The 26,674-nt window shown below is 69.5% G+C and carries 21 protein-coding genes and 2 pseudogenes; 18 read left to right on the top strand and 5 right to left on the bottom strand.

Translation table 11 applies throughout. The annotated features are described in order from the left end of the window. Positions 1-262: 262 nt before the first annotated feature. Positions 263-628 (top strand): DUF3099 domain-containing protein, encoded by a 366-nt coding sequence (locus QC282_RS26945; protein WP_279552166.1) that lies wholly within the window; start codon positions 263-265, stop codon positions 626-628. A gap of 108 nt (positions 629-736) precedes the next feature. On the opposite strand, the gene QC282_RS26950 is transcribed toward QC282_RS26945, so the two are convergent. Further along, a complete protein-coding gene (locus tag QC282_RS26950) occupies positions 737-2,047 on the bottom strand; it encodes a multidrug effflux MFS transporter (protein WP_279552167.1) in 1,311 nt (436 codons plus the stop codon). A gap of 536 nt (positions 2,048-2,583) precedes the next feature. Here QC282_RS26950 and QC282_RS26955 point away from each other — a divergent pair. The 11 genes from QC282_RS26955 to QC282_RS27005 all read left to right on the top strand — a co-directional run bounded on the left by QC282_RS26955 (position 2,584) and on the right by QC282_RS27005 (position 15,452). Next, positions 2,584-3,348 carry an AraC family transcriptional regulator gene (locus QC282_RS26955; protein WP_279552168.1) on the top strand — a complete coding sequence of 255 codons (765 nt, stop codon included), beginning with the start codon at positions 2,584-2,586 and terminating at the stop codon, positions 3,346-3,348. 116 nt (positions 3,349-3,464) lie between these two features. After that, positions 3,465-4,481 (top strand): type III polyketide synthase, encoded by a 1,017-nt coding sequence (locus tag QC282_RS26960; protein ID WP_279552169.1) that lies wholly within the window; start codon positions 3,465-3,467, stop codon positions 4,479-4,481. 29 nt (positions 4,482-4,510) lie between these two features. Then, complete coding sequence (locus QC282_RS26965; RefSeq protein WP_279552170.1) at positions 4,511-5,068, top strand: cupin domain-containing protein; 558 nt, start codon at positions 4,511-4,513, stop codon at positions 5,066-5,068. 14 nt (positions 5,069-5,082) lie between these two features. Next, complete coding sequence (locus QC282_RS26970) at positions 5,083-6,231, top strand: DegT/DnrJ/EryC1/StrS family aminotransferase (RefSeq protein ID WP_279552171.1); 1,149 nt, start codon at positions 5,083-5,085, stop codon at positions 6,229-6,231. A 63-nt stretch (positions 6,232-6,294) separates the two neighbouring features. Continuing rightward, positions 6,295-7,881, top strand: coding sequence for a class I adenylate-forming enzyme family protein (locus tag QC282_RS26975; RefSeq protein WP_279552172.1), 1,587 nt, complete (start codon positions 6,295-6,297; stop codon positions 7,879-7,881). 87 nt (positions 7,882-7,968) lie between these two features. Next, a complete protein-coding gene (locus QC282_RS26980; RefSeq protein WP_279552173.1) occupies positions 7,969-8,622 on the top strand; it encodes an undecaprenyl diphosphate synthase family protein in 654 nt (217 codons plus the stop codon). Positions 8,623-8,772: 150 nt separating this feature from the next. Further along, positions 8,773-10,044 carry a cation:proton antiporter gene (locus tag QC282_RS26985; protein WP_279552174.1) on the top strand — a complete coding sequence of 424 codons (1,272 nt, stop codon included), beginning with the start codon at positions 8,773-8,775 and terminating at the stop codon, positions 10,042-10,044. A gap of 132 nt (positions 10,045-10,176) precedes the next feature. Further along, complete coding sequence (locus tag QC282_RS26990) at positions 10,177-11,097, top strand: aromatic prenyltransferase (RefSeq protein ID WP_279552175.1); 921 nt, start codon at positions 10,177-10,179, stop codon at positions 11,095-11,097. A 65-nt stretch (positions 11,098-11,162) separates the two neighbouring features. Beyond that, a complete protein-coding gene (locus tag QC282_RS26995; protein WP_279552176.1) occupies positions 11,163-12,683 on the top strand; it encodes an MFS transporter in 1,521 nt (506 codons plus the stop codon). Between the two features lie 228 nt (positions 12,684-12,911). Next, positions 12,912-13,835 (top strand): RNA polymerase sigma-70 factor, encoded by a 924-nt coding sequence (locus tag QC282_RS27000; protein WP_279552177.1) that lies wholly within the window; start codon positions 12,912-12,914, stop codon positions 13,833-13,835. 249 nt (positions 13,836-14,084) lie between these two features. Beyond that, the gene (locus QC282_RS27005) at positions 14,085-15,452 is read left to right on the top strand and encodes an MFS transporter (RefSeq protein WP_279552178.1); all 1,368 of its coding nucleotides are present in this window, start codon (positions 14,085-14,087) and stop codon (positions 15,450-15,452) included. Between the two features lie 136 nt (positions 15,453-15,588). On the opposite strand, the gene QC282_RS27010 is transcribed toward QC282_RS27005, so the two are convergent. Continuing rightward, complete coding sequence (locus tag QC282_RS27010) at positions 15,589-16,545, bottom strand: aromatic prenyltransferase (RefSeq protein WP_336621091.1); 957 nt, start codon at positions 16,543-16,545, stop codon at positions 15,589-15,591. A gap of 311 nt (positions 16,546-16,856) precedes the next feature. On the opposite strand from QC282_RS27010, the gene QC282_RS27015 reads away from it, so the two are divergent. The 4 genes from QC282_RS27015 (at position 16,857) to QC282_RS27030 (ending at position 20,567) form a co-directional block, all read left to right on the top strand. After that, on the top strand, positions 16,857-18,311 hold the full coding sequence (locus QC282_RS27015) for a DUF6851 domain-containing protein (RefSeq protein ID WP_279552180.1): 1,455 nt from the start codon (positions 16,857-16,859) through the stop codon (positions 18,309-18,311). A gap of 191 nt (positions 18,312-18,502) precedes the next feature. Then, a complete protein-coding gene (locus QC282_RS27020) occupies positions 18,503-18,802 on the top strand; it encodes a hypothetical protein (protein ID WP_279552181.1) in 300 nt (99 codons plus the stop codon). Positions 18,803-19,087: 285 nt separating this feature from the next. Further along, the gene (locus tag QC282_RS27025) at positions 19,088-19,834 is read left to right on the top strand and encodes a sigma factor-like helix-turn-helix DNA-binding protein (protein WP_279552182.1); all 747 of its coding nucleotides are present in this window, start codon (positions 19,088-19,090) and stop codon (positions 19,832-19,834) included. A 61-nt stretch (positions 19,835-19,895) separates the two neighbouring features. Beyond that, positions 19,896-20,567: a response regulator transcription factor gene (locus QC282_RS27030; RefSeq protein WP_279552183.1), complete on the top strand. Its 672-nt coding sequence runs from the start codon at positions 19,896-19,898 to the stop codon at positions 20,565-20,567. A 148-nt stretch (positions 20,568-20,715) separates the two neighbouring features. Here the strand turns inward: QC282_RS27030 and QC282_RS27035 are convergent, their stop codons facing one another. The 3 genes from QC282_RS27035 to QC282_RS27045 all read right to left on the bottom strand — a co-directional run bounded on the left by QC282_RS27035 (position 20,716) and on the right by QC282_RS27045 (position 24,736). Then, a complete protein-coding gene (locus QC282_RS27035; protein ID WP_279552184.1) occupies positions 20,716-21,993 on the bottom strand; it encodes an NAD(P)/FAD-dependent oxidoreductase in 1,278 nt (425 codons plus the stop codon). Between the two features lie 554 nt (positions 21,994-22,547). Then, positions 22,548-23,189 (bottom strand): TetR/AcrR family transcriptional regulator, encoded by a 642-nt coding sequence (locus QC282_RS27040; RefSeq protein WP_279552185.1) that lies wholly within the window; start codon positions 23,187-23,189, stop codon positions 22,548-22,550. Continuing rightward, positions 23,186-24,736, bottom strand: coding sequence for an MFS transporter (locus tag QC282_RS27045; RefSeq protein ID WP_279552186.1), 1,551 nt, complete (start codon positions 24,734-24,736; stop codon positions 23,186-23,188). The genes QC282_RS27040 and QC282_RS27045 overlap by 4 nt, the downstream gene beginning before the upstream one ends. Before the next feature lie 133 nt (positions 24,737-24,869). On the opposite strand from QC282_RS27045, the pseudogene QC282_RS27050 reads away from it, so the two are divergent. After that, a pseudogene (locus QC282_RS27050) lies at positions 24,870-25,118 on the top strand (helix-turn-helix domain-containing protein); the annotation flags it as partial. Between the two features lie 175 nt (positions 25,119-25,293). Then, positions 25,294-26,140: pseudogene (locus tag QC282_RS27055) on the top strand (IS256 family transposase); the annotation flags it as partial. Positions 26,141-26,674: the final 534 nt, after the last annotated feature.

Consider the following 26,674-nt stretch of genomic DNA (forward strand, 5'->3'; position numbering starts at 1 on the left):
GAAAGTAGCGGCGGCGCGGGTGATCAGGGGACGGTCACCCGCGCCGCTTTCCTTTCCACCCGTCCCCTGCCCGTCCCCGCCCGTCCCCGTCCCTCCTCGCCCGCCCCCGCGCGCTGCCCTCCCCGCCCGCCGTCTCCGCCGCTCGCCGTCGTCACCGCCCGTCGGTGAACGTCCGCACCGCGCGGGAGCCCCGTCCAGCCGGCCGGGCCCCGTTCCCTTTCCGGTTGTCCGGCGTACGCGCCGGAGTGTCCACGGAGGCCCGATGAGCAGATTCCCCTGGCGCCGGGGCGCACCCCGGGCCGAGTCCATCACCCGGGCGCGTACCGGCCTGACACGTGACCTGCACGGCCGTCAGCGCCGCTACCTCACGGCCATGCTGGTGCGCACCGCCTGCGTGGTCGTGATGGCAGCCACCTGGAGCCGGTGGCCGGTCCTCGCGGTCTGCGCCCTGGTCGGCGCGGTCGTCATCCCGTACGCCGCCGTGGTGGTCGCACAGGCCCACTGGCGCCAGCAACGGGGCACGCGGTACACGGTGGAGCGGGTGCCCGAGGCCCGGGAGGAGCCCGCCGCCCGCGTCGTCCTGGAGCCCACCCTCATCCTGCCGCCGGAGCGGAACAAGGCGGCCTGAGACCGGCCCGCCGGCCGCCCGCGCACACCGACGGCTCCTGCGGATCGCCGGGCGCGATCCGCAGGAGCCGTCGTGCGAGGTGCCGACCGGTGTCCGCCGGCGGCCGGTTCAGTGCTTGGGCCGCTCCGCCGGCAGGTTCTCCCACGGGCGGCACATGACCAGCAGGGTGACGATCGCGGCCACCGCGCTGCCCAGCTGGACCGCGGCCAGCGGCGCCGCCGAGCCCTTCCCGCCGAGGCCGACGAGCAGCGTGCCCAGCGCGCCCATGGTGTAGGTGGCGGTGCCGACCAGCGCGGAGGCGGAGCCCGCGGCGTGCGGGGTGCGCATCATGGCGAGCGCGTTGGTGTTGGGCAGCACCATGCCCAGCGCCGAGGTCACGACGAACAGGCAGCACGCGACCGGGACGATACCCGTGTCGCCGAACGCGCCGCTCGTCACCAGCATCATCACCACGCCCGCGGCGGCGATCAGGGAGAGCCCGAACGCGAGGACCTTGTCCAGGCGGACCCGGCCCACCAGCAGCTTGCCGTTGACGCGGCCGACGACCATCATGCCGAGCGAGTTGAGGCCGTAGACCAGGGAGAAGGCCTGCGGGGACGCCCCGTAGAGCTCCTGGATCACGAACGGCGACGCGGCTATGTAGGAGAACAGCACACCGAACGTGAAGCCGTGCACCACCACGTACCCGCTGAAGACCCGGTCGGCGGCCAGCCCGCGCATGGTGAACAGCGCGCCCAGCACACCACCGCCCCGGCGCCGCTCCAGCGGAAGCGTCTCGGGCAGCCGCCGCCAGACCATCGCGGTGAGCGCGACACCGACCGCGGCCAGCACGAGGAAGACACCCCGCCAGGCGGTGAACCGCAGCACCTGCCCCCCGAGGAGGGGAGCGATGACCGGCGCGAGGCTGGAGACCAGCAGCAGCGTGGAGAAGAACCGGGCCATCTCCACGCCGTCGTACAGGTCACGGACGACCGCACGGGCGATGACGACCCCGGCCGCACCCGCCAGGCCCTGGAGCAGCCGGAACCCGATCAGCAGCTCGACGGAGGGCGCGACGGCGCAGCTCACGGACGCGACGACATAGATCAGCATGCCGGCCAGCAGCGGTCGGCGCCGCCCCCACCGGTCGCTCATCGGACCCACCACGAGCTGCCCGAGCGCCATGCCGGCCAGGCACGCGGTCAGTGTCAGCTGACCGCTCGACGCGGACGAGCCGAAGGTGTGCGCGACGTCCGGCAGCGCCGGGAGGTACATGTCCATCGACAGCGGCGGCACCGCGGACAGGGCGCCGAGCATGAAGGTGATGAGAAACCCGGTCCGCCGCAGCTTCTTCAGCCTGTCGTCGGCACCACCCTTGCCCCGCGCCTGTGGCGATGGGAACCGCTTGCTCCTTACGGTGGCTTCCTCGGCGCGAGACATTCGCCCTCCGTGTCCGTTGTGTTGGGATACAGGGGCGATGGTGGCAGCAGCGCGCTACAGAGCCGGTCGGGTACGACTGGCGTGCTGCGTACGGGGCTCGCGCGCTGCCTATCGTCCGCCACATGAACTCTGGCGAGAACAGCGGAAGTTGGCGTGATCCACGTCACTTCGAGGCGCTCTTGGCGCGCCGACGGCAACCGTGTCACTATTTCGGCACACCTCCCCTGCCCGAAAACGCCTCGCGTCGCAGGGGATTGAGCGCCGCCTTTCCCGTTCGTCCCGGCATCGCCGAGCTCTGACACCGCTCGCAGCCGCCCGCGGCGCAGCTTCTCCCCCTGAGTGCTCGTCGGCTCCGGCCATGGCCGTGACCGCGCGCTGCGGGCCCGGTTCTCCACTTCCTCGCCGCCCGGCTGTCAGGCGTGCCCGTCTCCATCGAACCGGAGACCGAGTGGGTCCGCCGCAGGCCTCGTCCCGTCGACCGGCGACCCTCGAGCGGCCCGCGCCGGCGGCCACATGATCGCCATCAGGAGCCCTTCATGGAGCACCTAGTGCAGCATGCCGTCACCACGATCCGCGAACGCTTCTGGGAACCGCTGAGCCTCGACGAGCTGGCCCGGAGCGCCATGGTCAGCAAGTACTACTTCCTGCGCGTGTTCACCCGGGTCACCGGTGTGACTCCGGGACGGTTCCTGTGCGCGGTGCGCATCCAGGAGGCCAAGCGCCTGCTCATGACCACCTCGCTCACCGTCGCCGAGATCGCGGTACGCGTCGGATACAGCAGCACCGGCAGCTTCACCCGCCGCTTCACCGAGCTGGTGGGACTGTCCCCCACGCACTACCGCAGACTCTCGCTCGAAACCCCGGGCGAGAAGCGGGAGCCGGCGCGGCCCGAAGCAGCCTCGGCCGCCCCACCCGCGCCGTCGGCGGCCCGCTGTTCCGGCACGGTGACGGGGGTGCTGCACACCGCGGGCACCGTGCTCTCGCCGGTCCACGTCGGCGCCTTCGACAGCGCCATGCTCCAGGGCACCCCCGCCTCGTGGAGCAGCGTGACCGCGCCGGGGCGCTTCACCCTGACCCGGGTGCCCGCCGGCACCTGGTACATCCACGCGGTCGCCCAGGCCCGGCCCGCCGGCAGCGCCGCCGACACGGAACCCGTCCCACTGACGGCGACCGCGGGCCCGGTGCGGGTCAAGGACGACACCGCCCGCCGTATCGACATCACCCTGTCCCCGCCGGACTGGTCCCGGCCACCGATCCTCTCCGCCCTGATGGACCTCGACCCACAGCCGATGGCGGCCTGACCCCGGCCGGACGCTGTGCGCACAGCACGTATCCCAAGGCAGACTCAAGAGAAAGCGGATCCGATATGCCCAGGCTATGCAAGCCCGCGGTGCAGGCGCCGGAACACGTCATCACGATGGAAGAGACTCTGGACTTCGCCCAGAGGGTCCACGCAGGAAAGCCCCAACTGCCCCTCGCGCTCCGCCTGATACGCAACACAGGAGTGCAGAAGCGGCACATCGTCCAGCCCATCGAGAAGACCCTCCACCACCCGGGTCTGACGGAACGCAACCGCATCTACGAGGCCGAGTCCAAGAAGCGCACCCCGGCGGTCGTCGAGGAGGCGCTGAAGAACGCCGACGTCGCGGCCCGTGACATCGACGCCATCATCTACGTGTCCTGCACCGGCTTCCTGATGCCGTCGCTGACCGCGTGGCTCATCAACACCATGGGCCTGCGCCCCGACACCCGGCAGATCCCCATCGCCCAGCTCGGCTGCGCCGCCGGCGGCGCAGCGATCAACCGCGCCCACGACTTCTGCGTGGCCCACCCCGGCAGCAACGTCCTCATCGTCTCCGCCGAGTTCTGCTCGCTGTGCTACCAGCCCGACATGGACGACATCGGCTCGCTGCTGTCCGACGGCCTGTTCGGCGACGCGGTCGCGGCCGCCGTGGTGCGCGGCAGCGGCGGCGTCGGCATCGAGCTGGAGCGCAACGCCTCCTACCTCATCCCGCACACCGAGGACTGGATCTCCTACTCCGTGCGCGACACCGGCTTCCACTTCCAGCTCGACCGCCGGGTGCCGGGCACGATGGAGCCGCTGGCCCCCGTCCTGCGCGAGTTCGCCAAGGACCACAGCTGGGACGCCGGCAAGCTCGACTTCTACATCGTGCACGCCGGCGGCCCGCGCATCCTGGACGACCTCGCCAAGTTCCTCGAGGTCGACCGCAGCGTGTTCCGCCACAGCTGGTCCACCCTCAGCGAGTACGGGAACATCGCCAGCGCCGTCGTCCTCGAAGCCGCCCGCCGGCTCATCGAGGAGGAGACCCCCGCGCCCGGCGCCACCGGTCTCATCGCGGGCTTCGGTCCCGGCATCACCGCCGAGATGGCGCTCGGCACCTGGGCCGACCACACGCCCCAGACCATCGACTGAACCCGCGCGCGGACAAGGAAGCGACGAGTATGACTGACCTCATCCTCCCGGCGGGTGCGGGGCGGAAACTGATCACCCCGGCACAGGAGGTGACCTTCAAGGCCACGGCGGAGATGGGATCCTCCGTGTCGATCTTCGAGGTGGTCGTCCCGCCCGGCTTCGACGTCGGGGCGCACGTGCACGACCACTCCCAGGAGTTCTTCTACGTCCTGGACGGCGAGCTCGACCTGCTGTGCTTCGAGCCGACCGAACGCACGAAGGACACCTGGCACTCCTGGCAGTCCCCCAAGGGCGACCGCGTCGTCCGGGCGGGTGAGGGCAGCTGCATGTTCGTGCCCCCCGGCACTCCGCACGCGTTCCGCAACGCCACGGACAAGCCCGCCAAGATGCTCTTCCAGTGCCTGCCCTCGCCCGACCACGAGGACTACTTCGAGGAGATCGCGGAGATCTGGTCGCGCGGCACCGCGGTGGACCCCGCGGCCGTCGAGGAGATGCGCAAGCGCTACGACGTCAAGCAGCTCACGCCCCTGCGCTTCGAACCTCCCACCCTTGTTCCCGCCCAGACGGCAACCGAGCGCGAGAGCTGACGGAGATGAGCACGATGGATTCGATACCCCTCGTTCACGCGAGCCTGGGCGAGCGCGAACTGGCCGCCGTCGCCGAGGTGTTCGCCTCCGGCTGGCCGGCCGGCCAGGGGCCCAGGGGCAAGGCGCTGGAGACCCAGCTGGCCCAGAAGTACGACGTCGCCGACGCGGTCGCCGTCAGCAACTGCGGCGCCGCGCTCCACCTGGCCATGCTCGCCTTCGGCGTGGGCCCCGGCGACGAGGTGATCGTCGCCGACTACGGCTTCCCCGCCCCCGCCCAGGCCGCGCTCTACGTCGGCGCCACCCCCGTCTTCGCCGACGTACGCCCCGACACCTACACCGTCGACCCGCAGGCCGTGGCCGACCTGGTCACCCCGCGCACCGTCGGCATCATCGCCGTGGACACGGTCGGCATGCCCGCCGACTACACCGAACTCCAGGCGATCGCCGACCGCCACGACCTGTTCCTCATCGAGGACGCCGCCTGCGCGGTCGGCGCCACCTACCAGGGCCGCCAGGCCGGCGCGCTCGCCGAAGTGGGCTGCCTGTCCTTCCACGGACGCAAGGGCGCCTCCAGCGGCGAGGGCGGTGCCCTGCTCGCCCGCGACCCGGCGATCGGCAAGGACGCGCGGCTGCGCTCCTCCTTCGGCATCGGCAGCATCTTCGACATGGGCAACGTCGTCGGCCTGCCCATCCCGACGTTCACCGAGGTCGGCTACAACTTCAAGCTGTCCGACATCGCCGCGGCCATCCTCCAGGTCCAGCTCGGCCGCATCGACGAACTGCTCCGGCGCCGCAGCACCGTCGCCGCCCAGTACGCCGAACTGCTCGGCGACGAGGACCTGCTGACGCTGCCGCACGTGCCCGAGGACCGCACCCACGCCTGGCAGACCTACATGGTCACCCTGGACCCGGGCGTGGACCGCGCCGCGGTCGCCACCGAGCTGCGCGGCAAGGGCATCGGCTGCGGACACGGCACGTTCGCGGGCCACATCCAGCCCGTGTTCCAGGCGCGGCAGAAGTGCCCCGTCTCGCTGGACCTCGCCCGGCGCCAGCTCGCCATCCCCATGCACGCCGAGCTCGGCCAGGACCAGGTCGCACAGGTCGCGCAGGCCCTGCGCGGCGCCGTGCGCGCCCACGCCACGAGCGGCCGGCGCGCCGCGTAACCCACGCCGGCACCCGCACGCCACGTCGTCGATCTCGCAGCGTGCACCGAAGGAGACAACCTCATGAAGGGCTCCACAGCCTACAAATCGATACAGAAGCGCGGTCTGCACATCGGCCTCCTGCCGGAGATGGCCGCGGCCGTGAACCCGTCGACACCGATCACCCTCGACCACGACCTCGACGTCTTCCCCGACGCCGGCCGACGGCTGACGGTGTCCCAGTACGCCGAGCACGTGGACGACCTGGCGGCCCGCCTGTGGGCGGCCGGAGTCCGGCCCGACGAGCGCGTCGTCATCTACAAGACGGCCAACGCCGACCACTGGATGCTCGCCGCCGCGATCTCCCGCATCGGCGGCGTCGTCGTCAACCTGTCGCCCGCCCTGGACGCCGCGACCGTCGGCGTCCTGCTGCAACGGGTCGGCCTGCCCACCCTGCTCACCGACGGCACCAAGCTCGACGTCCTCGCCGACGTGCCGCTGGCCGACCTCACCCGCCGGGTGATCACCTCGGCCGGCGACCGGCCGGGAGCCGTCTGCCTCGCCGACCTCGCCGGCGCGCCCCGCGTCAAGCCGGTCGTCCGGCCCATCGACGAGGCCGCCGTCATCACCCACACCTCCGGCACCACCGGCATTCCCAAGCTCGTCGTGCACACACCCCGCACCCAGGGCATCCGCCTCGTACCGCAGTGGCGGCTGCTGTCGCTGATGCGGAAGAAGGAGACCGTCGCCATCCACGTGCCGTTCGTGCACTCGCGGATGGTCGCGGCGATGTCCCTGGCCCTGCTGAAGGCCTACCCGGTCCTGCTCATGCGGGAGACGGACCCCGCCGACGTCGCCGAACACTTCCTCCGGCACCGCCCCGCCCTCGTCGAGGCGCTGCCCAACTCACTGATGGAGTGGGAGGGACTGGCCGAGGACCCGCGCGCGCCGTTCGGATCGGTGAAGGTCTTCAGCAGCACCTTCGACGCGATCCACCCCGGCACCATGAGCAAGCTCCTCAAGGCGTCCCACCGCCGCGGCGCGCTGTTCTTCCAGATCTACGGGCAGAGCGAGGTCGGCCCCGCCGTCGGCCGCGCCTACTTCCGCCGCTCCGCCCACAAGGCGAACGGCCGCTGCGTCGGCTGGGCCATGCCCAACGGCGCCGCGCGCGTCCGCGTGGTGAGCCGGGACGGCAACCCGCCGTCCGAGCAGAACCCCGGCTTCATCGAGGTCGCCTGGGACGGCCTGGCCAAGACCTACTACGGCGAGCAGGACCGCTACGACATCAACCGCGACGGCGACTGGTGGCGCACCGGCGACGTCGGCTACCGGACCAGGTTCGGCTGCCTGCACATGCTCGACCGCGAGGTCGACATGATCCCCGGCGTACGCAGCTCCCTGGAGATCGAGGACGTCGTCCTGAGCCAACTGGACGAGCTGACCGAACTCGTCGTCGTGCAGGGCCCGGACTCCCAGCCCGTCCCGGTGGTCTGCACCGCCGACGACAAGCCGCTGGACCTGAAGCGCTGGCGCACCGCCGCCGCCGGCTTCCCCCAGCTCGGCGACCCCGTCCAGATCCCCAACGCCGAACTGCCCCGGACAGCCACCCTGAAGGTGCAGCGCCTCGCGCTGGCCCGCCGTTTCCAGGAGCGGTTCGAGCAGCAGGCATGACACCGGCCCCGCGCCGACCGAGAACGACGCGAACGCTGAACACCGCTGCTCATTCAACGCTCCCACACGCAACCCAAGGAGATCACGGTGACCACGCTGATGCTACTGCCGGACGGAATGCGCCGATGGTCCCAGGCGCACGGCGTCTCCCTCGACGACGGCTACGCGGCGATGGGGGACAAGCTCATCGAGTTCATGGGCTGGGCCAAGGAGGCCGGTGTCACGACCCTCTACATCACGGCCTCCTCCGCCGCGAACCACAGCCGTCCCGAGGCCGCGGTGACCACGTTCATGAACGCGTTCAACGACGTGGTGCGGCGCGTCTACGACACCTGCCGGTTCGACTTCTCCGGGTCCCTCGACCTGGTGGACGCCCCGTACCTGGCCGAACTGGAGGAACTGCGCGACAAGTCGGACAAGGACGCGGACTTCACCCTGCACTACATCCTGGGGATGTCCCTCACGCACGAGGTCATCGGCATCTTCAACAAGCTCAACGGCAAGATCCCGGAGATGACCGAGGAGATCCTGCTCGAGAACGCGTACGTCCCGACCCACGTCGACTACCTCATCCGCACCGGCGGCGCGATCCGTATGTCGTCGTTCTTCCCGCTGATGTCTCCGTACGCCGAACTGCACTTCTCCCCGTGCCTGTTCCCCGACATGACGCGAGCCGACTTCGACGCCGCCCTCGCGGACCTCGGCGCGCGTGAGCGGCGCTTCGGCGGCTATCCGGCCTGAGCCCTAGGCACTGACCGGACGGACACCCGGGGAACCCCGGTGACGCGCTGACAGCGGTCACCGGGGTTCCCCCCTTTTTTCGGCTTTCCCGACGACAGACGTCCCTCAGCCGCCCCGGACCGGATCCCCACCCACGGAGACCCCATCGCCATGGACACCCACCAGACCACGTCACTTCTCTTCGGCCTCGCCGCCATCGTGCTCCTGGCGCGCGTACTGGGCGCGCTGGCCCGGCGGTTGAACCAGCCGGCGGTGATCGGTGAAGTCCTCGCCGGCATCGCGCTGGGACCGACCCTGTTCCACGGGGCGGTCTCCGACGCCCTGTTCCCGGGTGACATCCGGCCCCTGCTCAGCGCCCTGGCCGCGGTCGGCGTCGTCGTGTTCATGTTCCTCGTCGGCCTGGAGTGGGACGCCGGGATGATCCGCGGCAGCGGAAGCCTCGCCGCCACCGTGTCGTTCAGCTCCATCGTGCTGCCGTTCGGCCTCGGCATGGCCCTCGCGCTGTACCTGATGGACGACTACGGCACCAGCGACGAGACCGGGTTCATGCTGTTCATGGGCATCGCCATGTCCATCACGGCGTTCCCCGTCCTGGCCCGCATCCTCACCGACCGGGGCATGACACGCACCCCGCTCGGCGTGGTCGCCCTGGCCTGCGCCTCCATCGACGACGTCCTCGCCTGGTCCCTGCTCGCCGCCGTCGTCGCCGTCAGCGGCTCGGCCGGCCCCGAACAGTGGCGCATCCTGCTCGCCGTCCCGTACCTGCTGGGCATGCTCTTCGTCGTACGCCCCCTGCTCCGGCGCTACGTCGCGCGGCGGCCCCACCTCCAGCTCACCCCGACCCTGTTCGCGAGCGTCCTGATCGGCCTGCTGCTGTCCGCCGCCGTCACCGAATGGGTGGGCCTGCACTACATCTTCGGCGCGTTCCTCTTCGGCGTGATCCTCCCGCGCACCGGCACCGAGCAGTTCCGCAACGACATGCAGGGCCGCCTGTGCCACCTGACCGGCACCCTGCTGCTGCCGGTGTTCTTCCTCGTCGCCGGCCTCAAGGTCGACCTGTCCGGGCTGGACGCGGCCGGACTGGGCGCACTGGGCCTGATCCTGCTCGTCGCCGTCGGCGGCAAGTTCCTCGGCGCGTTCGGCGCCGCCCGGCTGAACCGCATGCCGGTGCGGCAGTCCGCCGCGCTCGCCACGCTGATGAACACCCGCGGCCTGACCGAACTCATCGTCCTCAACGTGGGACTGCAACTGGGCTTCCTCGGCCGGGACCTGTACTCCCTCATGGTCGTCATGGCCGTGGTCACGACCGCGATGGCGGGCCCGCTGCTGAGCCGGCTCATGAACCACGGTCAGGACCACGACGCCCCCCGGCCGAACAGCGTGGCCGAGACCCCCACGGAAACCGCGCGCACCAGCGTCTGACGATTCCCCGAACCCCGTCACCGTCACCGTCACAGTCCAGCGGATCTCAAGCGGCCCCCCGCTACCTTCGAGGAGCGACGGAGTGCGGGATTCCTGTGGGATCAACGGCTGACGCACAACCCTGGAGTTCTGATGTCCCAAGGCACCGAGGCAGAAAAGCTGTACGCAGCCATCGAGGAAACCTCTCGACTGGTGGGTGCATCCTTCTCGCGTGACCAGGTCTGGCCCGTTCTGGACGCATTCCGCGACGCACTGCTCACGGACGGCGCGATCATTTTCAGCGCACAGATCAACGCCGGCCAGGTGGGCGAACTCGAATACACCGTCCAGGTCTCCCCCGGGGCCGAGGGCCCCTACACCCGGGCCCTGGCCGGCGGCTTCCTCCAGCCGACGGACCACCCCGTCGGGAGCCTGCTCACGGACCTCCAGACCCGCGTCCAGATCGACGACTACTTCATCGACTGCGACATCACCAACGGCTTCAAAAAGGTGTACGCGCAGTTCCCCCGCAGCCTCCAGAAGGTCTCACAACTCGCCGACATCCCGTCCATGCCGCGCTCGGTCGCCGACAACGCCGACCTCTTCGCGCGCCACGGCCTGGAAGAAGTGGCCCTGGTCGGAATCAACTACCAGCGCCCATCCGTGAACCTCTACTTCCAGCTGCCCGCCGCCGTCGCCGGCCGCCTCGACCCCGAGACGATCCGGTCCCTGCTGCGCGACATGGGACTGCCGGACCCGGACGAGCGGATGCTCGCCTACGCCTCCAAGGCATACCGGGTGTACGCGACCCTCACCTGGGACTCCCCGGAAATCCACCGGATCTCGTTCGCGCCCATGCCGTCCCCCGGCCTGGACCTCACGGCACTTCCCGCCCGGCTCGACCCGGAACTCGTGGAATTCCTCAAGACCTCCCCCTACACGTACGCCGGTGAGCGCGTCAACGCCTCGGCGGCCAAGTGGTCGTCCGCCGGCGAACACCTCGACCTCGCGGTGTACCACCAGATCCCCCCTCGCCTGCTGCAGGTGTTCACGGCGAACGCCGCAGCGGCCTGACGTCCGTCCCGTCGACGGGACGGCGCCTCACGCCCGTTCGTCGGAACATGAACAAGGAGATGATCATGGCAACAGAGAGCGCAGCCGCCGCGGCTGGGCCGAGCCCGGGGGCGGGCGCGGACGCGAAGCGGCGCTGGCTGATCGGAGCCCTGATCTGCACCGCGTACCTCATGATCGGCCTCGACCTGACCGTCATGAACGTCGCGCTTCCCTCGGCACAGGAGTCACTGGACTTCGGCAACTCCGACCGGCAGTGGGTCGTCACCGCCTACGCGCTGCCCTTCGGCGGTCTGATGCTGTTCTGCGGGCGGCTGTCCGACCTCATCGGCCGCAAGCAGACCTTCCTCATCGGCCTGCTCGGCTTCGCGGTCGCCTCCGCCATCGGCGGCGCCGCGACCAACTTCGAGATGCTGGTCACGGCCCGCGCCCTGCAGGGCGCCTTCGCCGCACTGCTGTCGCCGGTCTGCATGGCCCTGCTGACCACCACGTTCACCGACCCCAAGGAACGCGCCAAGGCCTTCGGCATCTTCAGCGGCGTCGTCGCCAGCGGCTCGGGCCTCGGCCTGATCATCGGCGGCGCGCTGACCTCCGGCCTGAACTGGCGCTGGTGCATGTACATCAACCTGTTCCTCGCCGGCATCGCCCTCTTCGGCGGCCTCGCGCTGCTGCAGAAGCAGCCCAGGGCCGACGTCCGCATGGACATCCCGGGTGTACTGCTCGCCTCCGGCGGCATGTTCGCCGTCGTCCTCGGCTTCTCCAACGCCCACAACGGCTGGGGCGAGGCCTCCACATGGGGCTTCATCGCCCTCGGCGCCGTACTCCTGATCGCCTTCTCGGCCTGGCAGACCCGCGCCGCGCACCCCCTGCTGCCGCCCCGCGTCGTACTCGACCGCACCCGCGGCGCCGCCTACTTCACCGTGCTGCTCGTCGGCGCCGGCCTGTTCGGCATCCTGCTGTTCCTCGTCTACTACATGCAGACCAACCTGGGCTACTCGGCGATCAAGTCGGGCTGCGCCCTGCTGCCGATGATCGCGCTCACCCCCGTGGGCACCAGCGTCGGCGCGATCAAGCTGCTGCCCAAGGTCGGCCCCCGGCCGCTGATCGCCGGCGGTCTGCTCGTCACCGCCATCGGCATGGCCCTGCTCACCCGCATCGACGCGGACTCCGGCTACGCCACCCACCTGCTCGGCCCGCTCGTGCTGGTCGGCCTCGGCATGGGCCTCATCTACGGCGCGGCCCTGAGCGCCGGCACCTTCGGCGTGGCACCGCAGGAGGCGGGCATCGCCTCCGCCGTCATCAGCACCGGCCAGCAGCTCGGCGGTGCCGTCGGTGCCGCCCTGCTCAACACGATCGCCGCCACCGCCGCCACCGACTGGCTCGACAGCCACGTACAGGGCAAGCCGACGGCGGAGCAGCTCGGCCTCGCCTCGATCCACGGCGACGTCACGGTGTTCTGGTGGTGCACCGCGATCTTCGCCGTCGGCGCGGTCGTCGCCGCACTGCTGCTGCGCGGCGGCCCGCTGGCCGCGCCGGCCGAGGCGCCCGCCCAGAAGCCGTCGCAGGACGCCGAACCGGCGCGTTCCTGACCATCCGTCGAAGGACCCACGGGTCCACCGGCCGGCGCCGCCCGGGGAACACCCCCGGACGGCGCCGGCCGCTTTCGTCGTTCCCTTCGTTTTCCACTCCAGCCGCGCCCGAACTCCCGCCGCAAACCAGGGACTTGGACGACGCGGCCTCCGGGGTGGAACTCGGCGGGAGATTGCTGTCCGTCCCGGAGGCTTGGAACCAAGCTCGGGCTCGAGGAAGGGCTTGCGGTGAGCCGGATCGAAGAGTTCGAAGAGTTTCGGCCCCTGCTGTTCTCGATCGCCTACCGGATACTGGGAAGCGTGAGCGAGGCCGAGGAAGCGGTCCAGGAGACCTGGCTGCGCTTCGAAGCCTCCCCGGCCCGGCCGGGGCCGACCAAGTCCTTCCTCTCGGCCGTGGTGACCCGCGTCTCGATCGACGTGCTGCGTTCCGCCCGCGTCCGCCGCGAGGAGTACGTCGGCCCGTGGCTGCCCGAACCGCTGCTCAGCGACCCCTACGACGATCCCGCGCGCGCCGCCGAGCTGGCCGACTCGGTGTCCATGGCGGCCCTGGTCCTGCTCGAACGGCTCAGCCCTCTGGAGCGGGCGGTGTTCGTCCTGCGCGAGGTGTTCGCCTTCGACTTCCCGGCGATCGCGTCGGCGGTGGGCCGTTCGGAGAACGCGTGCCGCCAGCTCGTCGTACGCGCGCGCCGCCACATGGCCTCCGGCCGCCCCCGCTACGAGGCCGACCGCCGCGAGCGGGACGAACTCGCCGAGCGGTTCTTCTTCGCCCTGCGCGAGGGCGACGTCGACGGCCTGCGGGAACTGCTCGCCGCGGACGCGCAGATGATCGGGGACGGCGGCGGCAAGACCCCGCAGCTCGCCAGGGCCGTCAGCGGCGCCGCCAACGTGGCCCGCCTGCTCACCTCGCTCCTGCCCCTGCTCGCACGGGTGGACGTGACGCTGGAGCCGTGCCAGGTCAACGGCCAGCCCGGCGCGATCTTCCGCGACCGGGAGCACCGGGTGCTCAACACCTGGACTCTCGACGTACTCGACGGCCGGGTCCAGACGGTCCGCTCGGTGACCAACCCCGACAAGCTCGGCCACCTGGGCCCGGTGGCGGACGCCTGGGCGCTCAGCCGCGAGGCCAAACAGGCCCGCCGCTGCGCGGACTGACGTCCCCGCCGTCCCGCCGTCCCGGCGAACACCCCTTTGCGCGCGGCCCTCCGGCCTTTGCGCGCGGACCCCCTGAGCCGCACGCCGACGCACTGACGCGTCCGCACGCCGCGTGCCTGCGCGGGCGTGGCTGCGTGTCTGCGCGGGCGTGCCTGCGCGTCTGCGCGTCTGCGCGTCTTCAACGTAACTTCGCACGGAAAGGGTCCGTCCGTGACCACGGATTCCTCGACCACGGGTGCCCCGGCACCGGTGAGTCCAGAACAGTTCATCGACCGCAACCCGATGAGCCGCCGCCAGTGGCTCATCGTCACCGTGGGCCTGCTCACGATGGTCGCCGAAGGCCTCGATGCCATCGTAGCGGCCTTCGTCTACCCCAAGCTTGAGAAACAGTGGGGGACCGCTGACGACGCGATCACCGCCACCGTCACGCTGAGCGTGCTGGCGATGGTCGTCGGCGGTGCGGCCGTCGGCCCGCTCGCCGACCGCTACGGACGCAAGGGCGTCACCGTCACCGGCCTCACCGTCTTCAGCCTCGGCACCGCCGCCATGGCGCTCACCAACGGCATCGGCGCCTTCGCCGGCCTGCGGATCGTGGCCTGCCTGGGGCTCGGTGCCGTCCTGCCGACGATGATGGCCCTGGTCGCCGACTGGACGCCGGCCCGGCGCCGGGGCCAGATGATCGCGCTGGCCTTCGCCGGCGTCACCGCCGGTACGACACTCGGCGGCATCCTCTCCTCGGCCCTCATCCCGGCGTTCGGCTGGCCCACGCTGCTCGCCGTGTGCGGGCTCGCGCCGCTGCTGCTGATCCCGATGGTCATCCGGTACGTCCCGGAGTCCGTGAGCGTGCTCGCCGCCCGCGGCCGCCCCGTGGCGGACCTCCGCGAGGCCCTGGCAACGGTCGCCCCGGGCCAGGACCTGTCCGGCGTCGTCCTGGACCGCACCGAGGCGCCGCAGCACCGCCGGGCCGCGTCCAGGGCCGTACTGGCCCGGGGCGTCGCGTCCACCACCGTCCTGCTGTGGCTGTGCTTCCTGGTGGGTCTCGGGGTCGTGGCCCTGATCCTCAGTTACCTGCCCATGCTGATCGAGCGGATGGGCCTGACGTCCGCCCAGGCCGGCGTGGCTGTCGCGGCGTTCGGCTGGGGCGGGCTGCTGGGGCAGCTCGCGGTGTCCTTCGCCCTCAAGCGTTTCGACCGGTTCCAGGTGCTGGCCGGACTGTGGACCCTGGCCGTCGTCGGCCTCGTGGCCGCCGCCCTGTGGGCCGCGCAGTTCGTCACGCTGCTCGCCGGGGCGTTCGTCCTCGGCCTGTGCCTGCCGGGAGCCAACTCCGCGCTGCAGGTGATCGCCGCGGTCGCCTACCCGCCCTCCGCGCGCGCGACGGGCATCAGCTGGGCCAACAGTGTCGGCAAGCTCGGACCCGTCTTCGGCGGTCTGCTCGGCGGCCTCATGGTCGACGCGGGCTGGAGCCTGGGCACCGTCCTGGTGATCCTCGCCGTACCCGTCGGGCTGTGCCTCCTGGCCGTGCGCGTGCTCCGGGCCCGCAGCCGCGGCCTGGAACACGAGGTCCAGCCGCAGCCCCTGCCCCGGCCGCTCAAGGCCCCCACACCCGAACAGGTGTGACCCGCGGGTGTGACCACGCCTCCTCGCCGCCGGCACCCACAAGAGCCCCGCCCCCGGACCGGGGGGCGGGGCTCTTTTTCCGTTTGCGGGGCAGGCCTCGCGGGGGGGGGGCAGGCCTCGCGCCCGCGTCCCGGGCCTACTTGGCGCCGGCGGCCGCCGCGGCGCCCGGACCGAGCAGCGCCTTGCCCTCCACCGAGCTCTTGCTGATCTGGTAGTACGTCTGGAGCTTGAAGTACTCCCCGCCGGAGTACGACGCCACGTTGTAGAGACCGAGGCCCCTGCCGCCGGCGTCGTAGGTGAACGGCGCGTTCTTCGCGAACTTCTCGATCCTGGGCTCCACGTCGAAACGCGCCGGCAGGTCCCGGAAGTCCGGCAGGAGCGAGGCGAACGTGATCCGGTGGATCTTGGGGGAGTCCCAGCTCAGCGTCGTGTAGATGCCGCCGGACTGCTTGACGTGCTTGAGCATCTTCTCGCTCGGCTCCGGCAGCCCGATGTCGCGCAGCATCGCGCGGACGGTGTCCGGCTCGTAGCACTCGGCGGACGCCCCGAGGAAGTAGACGTTGACCGTCCTGCTCGGGTAGTCGATCCCGACCATGCTCAGCTTGTCTTCCAGGCCGTAACGGGCGTAGAAGTCGAAGTTCTCGGCCAGGCTGCCCGCCATGGACGGGAACTCGGCGAGGTCGGACAGCTTCTGCAGGTTGTTGACCGGGAGGAACGTCCACGTCTTCTTGAAACCGCCGACCAGCCCGAAGTCGGCGCCGTGGCACAGACACGGGAAGCGCTCCTCGAGCTCCGCCAGCAGACGCCCGACGGGGTGGTCCGTCTTCTCGATGAGACCCCGCTCGACCGCGCGGGCGTACGGGTCGAAGCCCTGCGGGAACGCCGTGAAGCGGCAGTCCAGGTCGCTCGTGTCGCGCGTCGCCACCCGGAAAGCGACCACGGCCTCCTCAAGGAATTCCGCATACGCGTTCAGGATGGGCCGGACCGTGTCGCGAGAGGGAGTGATGTCCAGCAGCCCAGCTGTTTCCTCCATGGCGGAGTAAATACTTTCCAGCTGCTCTGTCCCGGTCATTCGTCGTCCTCCAGTGTCCATCACAATGTCTATGCGAATCGGGGCAGATCATTGGCACTTCGGATGGGAAGCGAATCGTCCGGATGGGCCGCACCGGCACCGTGAAAAGTGTGCCCCCTGCTCGCCGCTCTATGGCAGCATCAACGCCTGGAGCACAGCCTGTCAAGTTATTGACTAATCTTGTCCATTGACATTTGTCCTGGCCGGGAAATATAGCGGCTTTCCATCGCGCCTCTAGCGGAGGTCGTTATCCTCCGGGGGGTGTGGTACACGCTGTTTCCGGACGGAGTTCACGACTGTAGCTCCCTGTTATCCAGAAAAGGACATGCCCCATGACGACGTCCGGCCATTCTGCCGAGGCACCGGCCGCCCTGAAGATCGAGTTCGATTTCGACAACGGAAACTTCATCCGTGACCTGATCACCACCAACGGCGGCGGCGGCTTCCCCCCGGCAGAGGCCATCGCCCCCGGCGACACCTCCATCTACACCTGGATCACCTACCTGTTCCAGGTGTCGTGGTTCGACGCGCTGGCGCCCTACCACCCGACCGCGGTCGGCGTGTACTCCCGCATCGACCGCCGCCCCGCCGCCGAGTCCGCCACCAACCGCAACAAGAACATCGCCGGCCTGCATGCTTCGTATCAGGTCGTGAAGGTTGCTTTCGCGGAGCGTGCGCCGGTCATGCGGATGGCCATGGCCGCTATCGGTCTGAACCCCGACGACGAGTCGGAGGACCCGACCACCCCGGTCGGTATCGGTAACCTCGCGGGTAAGGCTGTCGTCGCGGCCCGTCTCCACGACGGCATGAACCATCTCGGTGACAAGGGCCGCGTCTACAACGGCCGGCCCTACGCCGACTACACCGGCTACGCGCCCGTGAACACCGCCTACGAACTGCGCGATCCCTCGCGCTGGCAGCCCGCACTCGGACCGCACCAGCGCCGCGTCGGCGGCGGCCCCGGCGACAAGGGCATCTTCACCGTCCAGCAGTTCGCCACCCCGCAACTGCGGCTGGTCAAGCCCGTCACGTTCAAGGATCCCAGCGAGTTCGAGCTGGCCCCGCCCGACCACCTCGACCACACCGACGCCGAGACGTACAAGCGCTCCGTGGACGACGTCCTCAAGGCGTCGGCCGCACTCACCGACGAACAGAAGGTCAAGGCGGAGTTCTTCGAGCACTCCCCGGTCTCCCTCACCTGGGCGCCCCGCGCTGCTGCTCTGGCCCACGACCTGGACCTGGACGGTTGGGCGCAGTTGTTCATCACGACGTCGCTGGCTCGTTTCGACAACCTGATCGCCGTCTGGCATCACAAGCACGCCCACGACGCTGTGCGTCCGTTCAGTGCGGTCCGGCATGTGTACGGCAGCACCCCCGTGACCGCCTGGGGCGGCCCCGGCAAGGGCACCGTCACCGATATCCCTGCCGACGAGTGGAGCAGTTACCTGCCTGCTGGGAACCATCCGGAGTATCCGTCCGCGTTCACTACGCTCTGCTCGGCTCAGGCGCAGGCGGCCCGGCGGGTGCTCGGTGACGATGTCCTGGACTGGACGCATGCCTTCCCCGCCGGCTCTGCGCAGACGGAGCCGGGGCTTGTCCCGGCCGGTGATCTCAAGCTGAGCTGGGAGACGTGGACCGATTTCGTTGGCGACTGTGCCCAGAGCCGTGTGTGGGCGGGTGTCGCGTTCAGGGAGACGGTCGAGAGGTCTGTGGTGTTCGGTGCGCGGTTCGGTGACCTGGCCCACGAGTTCATCCAGCGGCATGTCAACGGTGACGTTGGGGACTGACCCGTTGCCGTTGCCGTTGCCGTAGCCGTAGCCGTTGGCGGCGCTGCCCGTTGCTGGGCGGCGGGCGGCGGACGGGTGGCGCCCAGCAACGGGCGGGTGGGGCCGTGGGCCGGGCCTGACGGCGAGGGCGGCGGCCGGGCACTTTCTATCTCTGGAGCAGGAGACACCCCGACTGACGGGAGATGAAGCCGATGAGTGCTGCTGCCCACCTCCAACGGCACACGTGCCGCGCCGAGTTGGTGTCGCGGGCCTGGAGTGAGGCCCTGTCGATGGCCTGCCCCGGTCCCGGTCCCGGCCGCGGGTCGTTCGGCGAGCTGGCCGCTGACGCGCTGCGTGCCCACAGTGCGCTGTCGGCGGGCCTTGGCCGGTCCGTCCCCGTCACCGGCCTGGAACCGGGCGGTGACGGAGTACGGGGACTGGCCGTCTTCCTCGCGGTCTATGCCGGCTACTACGGGCAGCAGGATGCGTGTGACTTCGGCACGGCTGCCTGAACTCGACGACGGCTCCCGTCGTGCTCGAAGGTCTCTGGCGCACCGGGGATGTGCCAGGACGCCGCCTCTAGGGTGGCTCTGCAGGCGTCGCGCCCGCCCGTCCATCCCCCCCCCCGTCGGGCGGGCGGGCGCGTCGGTTGGTGCCCTGCCGGCGGTCTCGTCCCAACGCCCTTCACTCCCTCATGTCACTGACGCAGGGGCCTTCTCGTTGCGTGAACGACGACGAGCGCGGCGGCCCCGGCGAGCGGGAGGGGCGCTGTCCGTCGTGTTCAAGGAGGGGCTTGCGTGAGCCGGATCGAAGAGTTCGAGCAGTCGCGGTCTCTGCTGCTTTCCCTTGCCTGCCGGATCCTCGGCAGTGTCAGCGATGCGCAGGACGCCGTCGAGGAGACCTGGCTGCGCTACGAGTCCGCTCCCGCGGTCCCTGTCTCGGCTCAGGAGTATCTGTCGGCCGAAGTCATCCGTGTCTCGGCGGACGTATTGCGCAGTGCCCGTCTGCGGCGGGACAGCCACCCCGGCCCGTGGCCCTGCGAGCCGCTGCCGGGTGACCTCGGCCAGGACCCCGAACGACCCCCGGACCTGGCCCAGTCGCTGTCGACAGCGGCTGTCCTGCTGATGGAACGCCTTTCCCCGCTGGAACGTGCCGTCTTCGTACTCCAGGAGTTTTTCGGATGCGGCCCTGCCCGGATCGCGGCGGCCGTGGGCTGCTCGGTCACGGCTTGTTGTCAGCTGGTCGCCTCGGTGCCGGTGCTCAGCGGTGGCGGTGGCGGTGGCGGCACGGTCTTGCCCTGGCCGGGCTACGTCGTCGGAGCGGACCACGTGGCCCGGGTTCTGGCGGCGATCGTCCCCGCACTGCTCCGTATCGGTGTCACCATGCGCCCGCAGGACGTGGACGGCGGCCCCGGCGCGGTCTTCCGCGACCGCGACGGCACGATCCTCGGCGCCTTGGCGTTCGGCATTTTCGACGGACGTGTCCATACCGTCCGCTGGGTGATCGACCAGAGGGAGCCCGGCGGGGAGGGCGAGGCGGCATGACCGCACACACCCCGCCCGACGGCCTCACCGCACCGGCCGCGCCGCCCGTGGACCGGCTGTCGTGATCCGTGTCCTGCTGGCCGACGGCCAGCCCCTGCTGCGCAGCGGTCTGCGTGTCCTTCTCGACGCCGAGGACGACATCGAAGTCGTTGCCGAAGCCGCCGACGGGCGCCAGGTCCTGGAGCTGGTCCGCCGGTATCTGCCGGACATTGTCCTCACCGACATCCGACTGCCGGTGGTCGACGGTATCGAAGCGATCCGGCGTATCACCGGGGATCCGGCCCTGGCCCGTACCCGTGTCGTCGTGCTGACCGCCGGCGGCTCGGATGGCTCGGATGTACACGTCTTCGAGGCGCTGAGGGCGGGCGCGGCCGGGCTTTTGATCAATGATGTCGCTCCCGCCGACCTTCTGCACGCTCTGCGTGTCGTCGCCCGCGGTGATGCTCTGCTCGCCCCGTCCGTCACCCGCAAGCTGATCAACCGGCTTGTCGCGCGGCCGCTCTCTCTGCCTACCGCGCCGGGTCTGGGAGCGCTGACCGACCGCGAACGCGAGGCCGTCGCTCTGGTCGCGCGAGGCCTGTCCACCAGTCAGATCGCCGACCGCATGGTGATCAGTCCGCTCACGGTGAAGTCCCACATCGACCGGGCCAAGTCGAAACTGCGCGCCCGCGGCCGCGTCCATCTGGTCGGCCTCGCCTACGCATCGGGCCTGGTCGCCCCCGAAAACCGCTGACCACGAACGCGCACGACAAGCGGTACGGCAAGCACCACGCCCGAGCAGTGCGGCAGCCTCCGGTGTTCCCGGAGGCTGCCGCATCGTTGGCCTGGACGGTCGCTGCTGTCAGCGGGCCGTGGCCGGTTGGCCCGGACGGTCGCTGCTGTCAGCCGGCCGTGGCCGGTGGTGTGGCGTCGGCGACCAGGTCGTCGAGCTCGAGTTCGAACAGTCCGCCGGACCGCCCGCTGAGCCCGGACACCAGCTTGACGAAGTCGACTTCCGCGTCGTTCTTCTTGTCCGGGTCGATCACGTCCTGGGCCATGTTGAAGTAGAAGCCCTTGGTCTTCGACCGGTCGTAGAAGCCTTCCACGAACTGACGGATGTCGTGGAAGAATTCCTGGTACGCGTTGGAGTACCGGTCGAGTGCCTTCTCTTCGATTTCCGGGTGCTGCAGGATCTTGTCGACGACCTTGGACAGCGTGCTGGCAGCGAGGGTGGCCAGCGCGACACCTGTCGAGAACAGCGGGTCGACGAACGCAGCGGCGTCACCGACGAGCACCCAGCCGTTCCCGTGGAAACGGTCCTGCGTGTAGGACCAGTCGCGCGCTGAACGGTAACCCGCGGCCTGGGTGGCGTCCTTGAGGAGTTCCTTGAGTTTGGTGGTGGTCTTCATCTCGGACTTGAACAGGTCCTCGAGGGACTTGTCGGACTCGCTCGCGAGCTCCGAACGCGTCACGTAACCGACGCTGAAGACGCCCTTGTCGATCGGAATGCCCCAGAACCAGCCGTCCCGCGTGCCCTCGATGAGGATGTTGCTCCACTCGTCGCCCGGCAGGCGGTGGCAGTTGTCGAAGTACGTCCACACCGCGACGTTGCGCAGCTGCTCGTTCCAGTTGACCTCGGTGTACTTACGGCCGATCGCACGAGCCTGACCCGAGGCGTCGATCACCAGGCGCGCCCTGGCCTCCTGGCTGCCGTTGAGGCCGCGCAGGGCGTAGCGGACGCCGACGACACGGCCGTCCTCCTCGATGGTGTCCTTCACCGTGGCGTCCTCCACGACGACGGCGCCCAGCTCGCGAGCCCGGTCGAGTATCAGCGCGTCCAGGTCGGCACGGCGGGTGTGGAAGGCGTACGGGATGCGTCCGCCCGTGGTGAACGAGAAATTCCACGGGACCTCGTTGTTGCCCCAGACCAGAGTGCCGCCGTACTTGCGCTCGAATCCCTTGGCTTCCATGCGTTCGGTGAGACCGAGCTCCTCCATCGGCACCATGACGCCGGGAATCAGGGATTCTCCGATGTGATAGCGCGGGAATCGTTCCCGGTCGAGTACCAGAACACGGTGTCCGCGCTTGGCGAGAAGCCCCGCGGCGGTCGCACCGGCGGGCCCGCCGCCGATGACGATGACGTCGAAATCGTCAGGAAACCCGAACAGAGTGGACGACATGCGAGACCTTCCCCAGTTCCGACTTGGCTGGCACTCGCGAGTCGCGTGAAGATTTCTTCCGCTCCCGCGGAGCGCGTTCACAGACCAGAGTGCAGGGAGCGGTCAGGCGGTGTCATCGCCGATATTGCTCAGCACGAAACACAGCTGTTCTCTTGCCGGTCTGACCCGCCTGCAAAAGGCCTCGTGCAACGCGGGAGACAGCACGGCCGAGAACACCGAAGCGCTCGTGGCGGCCGGCGGCTCACTCGCCTGCGACTACCTGATCTGCGCCGTGTGCAGCCACAGCGCCGGCCGAAAGGCCCCGGAGCCGCTGAGTAGGCCCATCCGATCGCCACGCCACCCTGACCGCACCGTGATCCTGGCCCAGAGGCCGGCACCTCGGCCCGTACCTGCACCTGTCGGGCCGACAGCTGCTCCAGACCAAGCACGACGAGGCAGGGACACAAGTCCCCCACTAACCAGCCTCGTTACCCTCCGGCCCCGGACCCACGAGCCAGGGCCTCCCGGCACACCGTCGGATCACCGACGAGTCACCGGGAGGCCCTGCCCCGTCCCTACAGCGTCAGACCCCGTTCCAGCACTGCCAGAGCCCGTTCGATCATTTCCGGCAGTGTGGCCTCCTGACTGTGGTCGCCCCACAGCACCTGATGGAGACTGCCGGTCACGGCGCCCACGAGGACGCGGAGTTCGAGGTCGGTCTCCGGCCGTCCGGTCCGCTCGGCGAGCACCCCGCTCGCGGCCGCGACCATCCTGTCCTGGTTCTCGCGCATCAGCGCCCGGACTGCGGGCACCTCACGCACCAGTTTCCGCCGCCACCGGTATTCCTCGCCGAGTTCTTCGGAGAGGGCGCGCACCATCGCGGTCATCGCTTCCCGCAGGGCGACCAGCGGCGGTTCGTCCGCGGGGCGGGCGCGGAGGAACTCGATGCTGGAGGTGGCGTAGTCGTCCGTGAGGACGATGTGTTCCTTGCTGGGGAAGTACCGGAAGACGGTGCTCGGTGAGACCTCGGCCGCCGCGGCGATCTGCTCGATGGTGGTGTTGTCGTACCCCCGGTCGTCGATCAGCCGGTGCGCTGCCTCCCGGATCGCCTGACGTGTGCGCAGTTTCTTGAGCTCACGCAGACCCAGACCGGACTCGGCGGCTGTGGGCGACTCGGACGACGGTGCGTTGGATGTGGCTGAGGGCATGGGACTCATTGTCGGACACCGCCGGCCGGCCCGGACAGAGACTCGGCCAGGGGCTGCTCACCTGCTTCCTGCGTCTCCTTCTCCTTGCGGTCGTTCGGCAGGACGAAGGCGCTGAGGACGGCGGTGGCGAGTCCGGCGATACCGCAGACCAGGAGCACCACACCCATGCCGTGGACGAAGGAGGACTCGGCGGACTGTGCCAGCTGCGGGAGGTCCAGCTTCGCGGCGACCGTCTGCGCGGCCACCACGGACTCCTTGGCCGCCTCGGCCGCCTGCTCCGGTACGCCCGTGGTGTCGAGCTTGTCCGTGAACGAGCCGTTGAGCATGCTGCCCAGCAGCGCGATACCGAAGGCGCCGCCGACCTGCCGGATGGTGGTCATCAGGCCGGAGCCGGTGCCCTCACGGCCCCTGGGCAGCGAGGCCAGGGCGCTGTCGAGGGCCGGCACCAGGACGAAGCCGATGCCCAGACCGGTGAGGGTCATCCACAGCGCGGTGAAGCCGTAGCCGGTGTCGGCCTCCGTGGTGCTGCCGAGGAGCATCGCCAGGCCCATCAGGGCCACGCCGGCGACGACCAGCGGCCGGGTACCGAAGCGAGCGGTCAGCGGCGGCACGGCGCGGGCCACGATGATGGTGCCGGCCATGAGCGGCATCAGCCGCAGACCGGTGCCGAAGGCGTCGTGCCCCTGCACGGCCTGGAGGTACTGCGGCAGGACGAACATCAGGCCCATGAAGACGAACATGGCCAGCGTGGCGATGATCGTGTTCCACCGGTAGGCGGGGTTCTTCAGCAGCTCCAGGTCGACCATGGGGTGACTCTGACGCCGCTCGCGCATGACCAGACCGACGAGCATCAGCACACCGGCGACCATCGAGCCGATGATGACGGGGTCGCCCCAGCCCTCGGCGGGAGCCTCGATCACACCGTAGATCAGCGCGCCCAGACCGAGGATGCCCAGCACCGTGCTCAGCATGTCGATGGAGGGGGCCGACGCGTCGCGGGTCTCGGGAATCAACAGGAGGCAGGCGACGATGCCGATGGCGACCAGCGGGATGTTGAAGACGAAGACCGAGCCCCACCAGAAGTGGTCGAGCAGCCAGCCGCTGACCAGCGGCCCGAGCGGCATACCGACCGACATGCCCACGGTGATGACCGCGATCGCCTTGGTCTGCTCCTTGCCCTTGAAGAGGGTCGGGATGACGGACAGCGTGAGCGGCATGATCAGCGCTGCGCCGACGCCCATGATCGTACGGGCGGCGATGACCGGACCCGGCGTATCCACGACCGCTCCGAGGACGGAGCCGGCCAGGAAGATCACAAGCCCGGTGACCAGCAGCTTGCGCCGCCCGAACCGGTCACCGAGAAGACCCGCCGGGAGCATGGCGGCGGCGTAGACGACGGCGTACGAGTCGACGATCCACTGCAACTCGCCCGTGTCGGCGCCGATGTCGGCGGCCATGGTCGGCAGGGCGACGTTCAGGATCGTCAGGTCGAAGCCGATGACAAGGATGCTGATCGTCAGACCGACCAGCGCTAACCAACGATTCTTGAGAGCCATAGTCAAATGATAGCGCCTCTTATTAGAGAGTGAGTAGAGAGTTTCAAGGTAAAAACCAAAGGCAAGCCCAACCCCAAACTGAAAGCTAAAATCACCCGCTAGACTCAAACAAACCCGGAGGTGACGGCTGACCATGGCGACCGAGGAAGAACTGCTCGCGGCGGTCGAAGCACTACTGGAGGAAGGCGAACCCCAACTGCCGCCCCCCGCAGAACGCTCCCGCCTCCGCCAGGCAGCCGGACTGACCCAGGCCCGCCTGGCCCAAATCCTCCAGGCCACCCCCCAAACGGTAAAAAACTGGGAATCCGGCCGCTCCACCCCCCGCCCCCCACGCCGCCAGGCCTACCAACGCCTCCTCACAGCCTGGGCAACGAAATACCCCACCGCCTAACAACCCTTGCCCCTCACACCCCACCCCGACGTGATCACCGAACCACTCCGGCCGGACGCGCTAAGGATCCCCACGACCCCTCCGGCGGCCTGCGGACACTGGCACCGACGGATGACCTCGACCTACACGCTTTTTGTTGGGGTTGTGGGGTGTTTGGTGTGTTTTTTTGTTGTGGGGGGGGGGGTGGTTGATTGGCGGGTTGGTGGGGTGTGCCTGGGTTGAGGGTTTGTATTTGATTGGTGGGGGCGGGCTGCTGCAGCAGCTGGCCAAGCGCCTGCTGGAGTCCGTCCTGGTGGGCGAGATCATCGACCATCTCGGCTGTGGCAGGCGCGATGTGGCTGGCAGGAACGGCGGCAACTCCCGCAACGGCAAATGCTCCAGGACGGTGCTGGCTGACGTCGGCTCGGTGGAGATGACTGTGTCCCGCGACCGTGACGGCTCCTTTGAACTGAAGATCGTCAAGGAGCGGTAGAAATGTCTGAGCGGCGTGGATGAGATGGTCATCTTGCTGGTCGTGAGAGGTTTGACTACCGGTGGGGTGCAGGCCCGCCTGGTCGAGGTCTATGGTGTCGAGGTTTCCCGCCAGATCATCTCCGCCATCGCCGACAAGGTCCTTGAGGGGATGGCCGGGTGGCAGAGTCGATCCCTCGATGTTGTCTGTCCGGTCTTCTTCATCGACGCCTTCCACGTGAAGATCTGTGACGGTGCGGTCGCCGACTGGCCCATCTGTGTGGCTCTGGCCGTCATTACCATGGGCCGGCGCGAGATCGTGGGGTTGTGGGTCGGGGACGGTGGTGAGGGCGCCAAGCACTGGATGTACATCCTCACTGCATTGCACATCCTCACTGCAAGAACCGCGGCGTGAACGATGTGCTGATGCTGGTCTGCGACGGCTTGAAGGTTCTGCCCGAGGCCGTGGAGACGATCTGGCCCGCGCGATCGTGCAGACCTGCGTGGTGCACCTGCTGCGGAACTCCTTCCGCTATGCCGCCCGCCAGGACTGGGACAAGGTCGTCCTGGTGGTGGTCGGTTTCTGGTTTTCAGTGCTGGGTTGTGCCTGGTAGGGGTGGGTGGGTTGGCGGGTCGCTGAACTTGGGGCGCTGGTTTGGTACTGAATGGTGCCGCGTGTGCCCGGGGGTGGGGGCCACGGTCGTCCTGGTGACGATCCCGCCGGGCTCCTGCCGGGGCGGTCGGCCGGATCGGTGGGGCTCACCAGATCCAGTTCCGATCCGCACATCATTTTGATGCACACCGCAGCCCGGGGTGCGGTACACCCCAGGCTGATGGACCCACAGCCTCTGACACACCGTCACCTAGAGAGCGAGCGGCCCCCTTCCACACCCCCTCCTACCGCTACTCAGGCCGCAGGCCGGCGGTGAGACCGCGCAAAGCGCGGTCTCACCATGTGACGCAGAGCGTCACATGTGGCCGGAGCACAGTGGAGGCCACCGCGCGGGGCAACGCCCCGCTCCGCTCCGGGAGCGCAGCGGACGGAGCGTCACCCGCCTTGCGCAGCAAGGCGGGTGGGCCGGGCCGCAGGGCCCGGC

Source organism: Streptomyces sp. DH24 (assembly GCF_029813775.1).
Lineage (GTDB): Bacteria > Actinomycetota > Actinomycetes > Streptomycetales > Streptomycetaceae > Streptomyces.

Bases quoted from the DNA above. Each gene is read 5' to 3' on its own strand.
- QC282_RS27010 (WP_336621091.1), bottom strand. From the start codon at position 16,545: ATGGACACTGGAGGACGACGAATGACCGGGACAGAGCAGCTGGAAAGT.
- QC282_RS26965 (WP_279552170.1), top strand. From the start codon at position 4,511: ATGACTGACCTCATCCTCCCGGCGGGTGCGGGGCGGAAACTGATCACC.
- QC282_RS26975 (WP_279552172.1), top strand. From the start codon at position 6,295: ATGAAGGGCTCCACAGCCTACAAATCGATACAGAAGCGCGGTCTGCAC.
- QC282_RS27020 (WP_279552181.1), top strand. From the start codon at position 18,503: ATGAGTGCTGCTGCCCACCTCCAACGGCACACGTGCCGCGCCGAGTTG.
- QC282_RS26945 (WP_279552166.1), top strand. From the start codon at position 263: ATGAGCAGATTCCCCTGGCGCCGGGGCGCACCCCGGGCCGAGTCCATC.
- QC282_RS26960 (WP_279552169.1), top strand. From the start codon at position 3,465: ATGGAAGAGACTCTGGACTTCGCCCAGAGGGTCCACGCAGGAAAGCCC.
- QC282_RS26950 (WP_279552167.1), bottom strand. From the start codon at position 2,047: ATGTCTCGCGCCGAGGAAGCCACCGTAAGGAGCAAGCGGTTCCCATCG.
- QC282_RS27035 (WP_279552184.1), bottom strand. From the start codon at position 21,993: ATGTCGTCCACTCTGTTCGGGTTTCCTGACGATTTCGACGTCATCGTC.
- QC282_RS26970 (WP_279552171.1), top strand. From the start codon at position 5,083: ATGGATTCGATACCCCTCGTTCACGCGAGCCTGGGCGAGCGCGAACTG.
- QC282_RS26990 (WP_279552175.1), top strand. From the start codon at position 10,177: ATGTCCCAAGGCACCGAGGCAGAAAAGCTGTACGCAGCCATCGAGGAA.
- QC282_RS27015 (WP_279552180.1), top strand. From the start codon at position 16,857: ATGACGACGTCCGGCCATTCTGCCGAGGCACCGGCCGCCCTGAAGATC.
- QC282_RS26955 (WP_279552168.1), top strand. From the start codon at position 2,584: ATGGAGCACCTAGTGCAGCATGCCGTCACCACGATCCGCGAACGCTTC.
- QC282_RS26985 (WP_279552174.1), top strand. From the start codon at position 8,773: ATGGACACCCACCAGACCACGTCACTTCTCTTCGGCCTCGCCGCCATC.
- QC282_RS27040 (WP_279552185.1), bottom strand. From the start codon at position 23,189: ATGAGTCCCATGCCCTCAGCCACATCCAACGCACCGTCGTCCGAGTCG.
- QC282_RS26995 (WP_279552176.1), top strand. From the start codon at position 11,163: ATGGCAACAGAGAGCGCAGCCGCCGCGGCTGGGCCGAGCCCGGGGGCG.
- QC282_RS27045 (WP_279552186.1), bottom strand. From the start codon at position 24,736: ATGGCTCTCAAGAATCGTTGGTTAGCGCTGGTCGGTCTGACGATCAGC.